Origin of the sequence: Pseudonocardia pini (assembly GCF_013870575.1) — a bacterium.
In the GTDB taxonomy this organism is placed as follows: Bacteria; Actinomycetota; Actinomycetes; order Mycobacteriales; family Pseudonocardiaceae; genus Pseudonocardia; species Pseudonocardia pini.
Map to the genome: position 1 here is coordinate 1 of NZ_JACBXB010000507.1, position 4,087 is coordinate 4,087.

6 protein-coding genes and 1 pseudogene are annotated in these 4,087 nt (G+C 74.7%); 6 read left to right on the forward strand and 1 reads right to left on the reverse strand.

Going from position 1 to position 4,087, the window contains the following annotated elements:
• The 4 genes and pseudogenes from H5J29_RS23450 to H5J29_RS23465 form a co-directional block, all read left to right on the forward strand.
• Positions 1-503, forward strand: a pseudogene (locus tag H5J29_RS23450) (molybdotransferase-like divisome protein Glp); the annotation flags it as partial.
• Positions 504-509: 6 nt separating this feature from the next.
• Positions 510-1,172, forward strand: coding sequence for a GNAT family N-acetyltransferase (locus H5J29_RS23455; RefSeq protein WP_181783199.1), 663 nt, complete (start codon positions 510-512; stop codon positions 1,170-1,172).
• A 228-nt stretch (positions 1,173-1,400) separates the two neighbouring features.
• On the forward strand, positions 1,401-1,742 hold the full coding sequence (locus tag H5J29_RS23460; RefSeq protein WP_181783200.1) for a SepX/GlpR family protein: 342 nt from the start codon (positions 1,401-1,403) through the stop codon (positions 1,740-1,742).
• Positions 1,739-2,539, forward strand: coding sequence for an IclR family transcriptional regulator domain-containing protein (locus H5J29_RS23465; RefSeq protein WP_181783201.1), 801 nt, complete (start codon positions 1,739-1,741; stop codon positions 2,537-2,539). Before H5J29_RS23460 ends, H5J29_RS23465 begins: the two co-directional genes overlap by 4 nt.
• On the opposite strand, the gene H5J29_RS23470 is transcribed toward H5J29_RS23465, so the two are convergent.
• The gene (locus H5J29_RS23470; RefSeq protein WP_181783202.1) at positions 2,529-2,738 is read right to left on the reverse strand and encodes a hypothetical protein; all 210 of its coding nucleotides are present in this window, start codon (positions 2,736-2,738) and stop codon (positions 2,529-2,531) included. The genes H5J29_RS23465 and H5J29_RS23470 overlap by 11 nt on opposite strands.
• Before the next feature lie 86 nt (positions 2,739-2,824).
• Here H5J29_RS23470 and H5J29_RS23475 point away from each other — a divergent pair, with 86 nt between their 5' ends.
• Together H5J29_RS23475 and H5J29_RS23480 are read left to right on the forward strand one after the other, a co-directional pair.
• The gene (locus H5J29_RS23475; RefSeq protein WP_181783203.1) at positions 2,825-3,778 is read left to right on the forward strand and encodes a helix-turn-helix domain-containing protein; all 954 of its coding nucleotides are present in this window, start codon (positions 2,825-2,827) and stop codon (positions 3,776-3,778) included.
• 53 nt (positions 3,779-3,831) lie between these two features.
• A partial coding sequence (locus tag H5J29_RS23480; RefSeq protein WP_181783204.1) for a hypothetical protein occupies positions 3,832-4,087 on the forward strand: 256 nt, incomplete at its 3' end.

A 4,087-nucleotide genomic window follows, 5' to 3' on the forward strand; every position in this document is an offset into this window, starting at 1 on the left:
CCGAGCTCGTCATCGTGTGCGGGGCCGCGGGCGGCAACGCGGGGGCGGAGGCCAAGGCTGCGTTCGCCGGGCTCGGCGAGATCGACTTCACCCGGGTCGCGATGGCCCCGGGGTCCTCGCAGGGGTTCGGGCGGCTCGGCCGCGAGTCGGTCCCCACCTTCCTGTTCCCCGCCAGCCCGTCCACCGCGCTGGTGCTGTTCGAGGTGCTGGTCCGGCCGTTGATCAGGCTCGGGCTGGGGATCGCCGACCCGTACCGGCGCACGGTCTCGGCCCGGCTGACCTCGCCGATCACCTCACCCGAGGGGCGGCGGACCCACCTGCGCGGGCGCCTGCTGCGAGAGGTCGAGTCGGGGGACTACCTGGTCCAGCCGCTGGCGACCGGGGGCGTGCACCTGCTCGCCACCCTGGCCGACGCGAATGCCCTGATCACGGTCCCCGAGGCCACGACTGACGTCGGCATGGACGAACGTGTCGAGGTCGCCCTGCTCTCCTCCCGCCGGTAGCGGGTGGTGGCCCACGCCCAGCCCGAGTACCTCGGGCGCCATCCCGGTTGGCCCGCCCGGCTCGGGCCCCTCGCGGTGCCCGCGGGCGTGGTCGAGCTGCGCCCGGTGAAGCTGGGGGACGGCGGGACCTGGTCGGACATCCGGATCCGGGACGAGCGGCACCTGGTCCGCTGGGAGCCCTCCACGCCAGGCGGCTGGGCGCGGCGGAACGCCCCCGCCGAGTGGCCGGGGCGGTGGTGGCTGCTGCGCGGGGCCGCCCGCCGCGGGGCGGCGCTGCCGTTCGCGATCGTGCTCGACGGCACACTGGTCGGCCAGGTCATGGTCGGGAACGTCGTGCGCGAGCCGCTGCTGTCGGCGTACGTGGGCTACTGGTGCGACGCCCGGGTCAACGGCAAGGGGGTCACGACCGCGGCGGTGGCGCTCGTCGTCGACCACTGCTTCGGGCCCGTCGGGCTGCACCGGCTCGAGGCGACCGTGCGCCCCGAGAACGGGCCCAGCCTGCGCGTGCTGGCCAAGCTGGGGTTCCGCGAGGAGGGCCTGTTCGAGCGGTACCTCGACGTCGACGGCGCCTGGCGGGACCATCTCTGCTTCGCCCTCACCGCGGAGGAGATGCCGCTGGGCGGGCTGGCGGCGCGGCTGGTCGCGGAGGGCCGCGCCAGCCGCCCCTGACGGGTCCGCACCCCCCGTTCGCGCGCCCGTTGTCGCAGGGAGTGGTCACCTGCGCACCAGAAGTCACACCCGTCTCGGGCGAAACGTGGAACCGGCAGGGCACGACGGCGCGTCGCTTCCCGGATCCCGCTCCTCGGCTCACTACCGTGGGACATCCGGGCGTGATCTTGGCTCCGGCCCCGGGGCGGATCACGTGCCGACTGCGCCGTTCGGGGGAGGAGGCAGCCGATGCCCAGCTCGTTGATCTTCGCTGGCCTGGTGGTCCTCTGGTTGTTGATCCTCGTCCCCGCGGTCGCGCGGCGACGGCAGGAGGTGGAGCGGCCCAGCGAGGCCGCACTCGCCGGCCGGGTGCTGGAGCGGCCGGTGCGGCACCGGAGCCTGGAGGTTGCGATGGACACGGACGACGAGCGGGACGAGCTCGCCACGACCGGCGGTGCGGCTGCCCGGCTGCGGGCCTGCCTCGACGGCCTGCGGGTCCATCCCGAGGCCATGCGTCGGAACCTGGGGACCGCCACCCCGGACGTCGGACACGCCGTCGACCTGGTCGACCGGGTGCTGGAGGGGCGATGACCGAGCCCGTGGACGAACCGGCGGGCGAGGTCGCCGCGCCCCGCCTCGAGCACGTCCAGTCGCTGGCCCGCGGGCTGGCGGTGATCAAGGCCTTCAACGTGGACCGGCCCGCGCAGACCCTCTCCGACGTGGCGCGGGCGACCGGCCTGACGCGTGCGGCGGCCCGCCGCTTCCTGCTGACCCTCGCCGAGCTCGGCTACGTCCGCACGGACGGGCGGCTGTTCACGCTCACGCCGCGGGTGCTGGAGCTGGGCTACTCCTACCTGTCGGCGCTCTCGCTGCCGGAGGTCGCCGAGCCGCACCTGGAGGAGCTGGTGCAGGTCGTGCACGAGTCCGCCTCGCTCGCGGTGCTCGACGGCTCGGACGTGGTGTACGTCGCGCGGGTGGCCACCAGCCGGATCATGACCGTCTCGATCACGATCGGCACCCGCTTCCCGGCCTACGCCACGGCGTTGGGCCGGGTCCTGCTCGCGGCGCTCCCGCCCGCCGAGCTGGCCCGGCGGCTGGGTGACCCGCGGCCCCTCACCGACCGCACCGTCGCCGAGCCGGGAGCCCTGCGGGACCTGCTCGGCGACGTGCGTGCGGCGGGGTACTGCATCGTGGACCAGGAACTGGAGGAGGGCCTGCGCTCGGTCGCCGTCCCGATCCGGGACGCGACCGGCCGGGTGGTCGCGGCGGCGAACGTCAGCACCCACACCTCCCGCGGCACCCCGCTCTGGCTGCGGGACGAGGCCCTCCCGCACCTGCGCCACTGCGCGGCGGCGATCCAGGCGGATCTCAAGGGTGCTAGACCCTGAGCCTCGTCTCCACGTCCGCGGGGGCGTCGGGTAGGGCTCGCAGGTCGGCGAGCAGCCGGGCATGGTCCATGTCCACGGGAGCGGCACCGAAGGGCGTCCGGACGGGGTGGCGGCCGTCGCGGCGGCGGAGCGGGGTCCAGGCGAGCACCCAGCCGAGCAGGGCGACGACGGCGATCAGGGTCACGAGTGAAGTAGTCATGGCAGGAAGTGTGCGCTGTTCCAGTTCCTGCCAGAAGTGGCCGTAACGACACCTTTCGCAAAGATGCCGCCAGTATGCTGGCGGTCATGTTGCGGAGCGTCGCGGTGCTCGTCCTGGACGAGCTGGCCGTGTTCGAGTTCGGGGTGCTGTGCGAGGTCTTCGGTCTCGACCGCTCCGACGACGACCTGCCCGTGCTCGAGTACCGGGTCTGCGGGCTGGAGGCGGGGCGGCCGGTCAGCACGACCGGAGGGGTTCAGATCGTCCCCGAGCACGGGCTGGAGGGCATCGCGGGCGCCGACCTCGTCGCCGTCCCCGCCACCCGGCTGCGCGAGTACCCGGAGGAGGCCCTGGAGGCGCTGCGGGCGGCCGAGGCCGCGGGCGCCACGATGCTCAGCGTCTGCTCCGGGGTCTTCGTGCTGGCCGCGGCGGGGCTGCTGAGCGGGCGGCGGGTCGCCACCCACTGGCACAGTGCGGAGGAGCTGCGGGCCCGGTACCCCGACGTCGAGGTGGACCAGGACGTCCTGTTCGTGGACGAGGGCAACCTGATCACCAGCGCGGGCACCGCGGCGGGCATCGACGCGTGCCTGCACCTGGTGCGCCGCGAGCTGGGCAGCGCGGTCGTCAACGGGATCGCCCGTCGGATGGTCGTGCCGCCCCAGCGCGAGGGCGGGCAGCGGCAGTTCATCGAGCGCCCCGTCCCGGAGTGCTCGGCGGACTCGCTCGGCCCGATCCTGGACTGGCTGCTCGGCCACCTCGACGAGGACCACACCGTGGCCGGCCTCGCCAGGCGTGCGGCGATGTCCGAGCGCACCTTCGCCCGTCGGTTCGCCGCCGAGACCGGCACCAGCCCGCTGCGGTGGCTCACCCGGCAGCGCGTCCTGCACGCCCGGCGGCTGCTGGAGGACACGGACCTGTCCGTGGACGCCGTCGCCGACCGCTGCGGGTTCGGCTCCGCGACCCTGCTCCGGCACCACTTCCGGCAGGTCGTGGGGGTGCCGCCCGCCGACTACCGCCGCTCGTTCCAGAGCGCGGCGGTGTGACGCGCCCCCCGGGGGGCTTTACCGAACGGCCGCTCAGCAAGGACGATGGCCGAATGGACGCACTCCCCGTCGTCGACCAGCCCGTCGAGGAGGCGGACCCGGCCGCCGAGGTGACCAACCGGCGGTTCGCGGCCGCACCGGTGGAGGGCGGCGTCGGGCTCCGCGTGGTCGACCTGGGCCGCGGGCGGCTGACCCTCGAGGTCCCGCTCCGCCCGGGGGTGCCGTACCTGGTCCCACTGGCGGTCGCGGTCGACACCGCGGTCGGGATCGCGGTGCACTCCACGCCGGAGACCCGGATCGCCGGGCCCA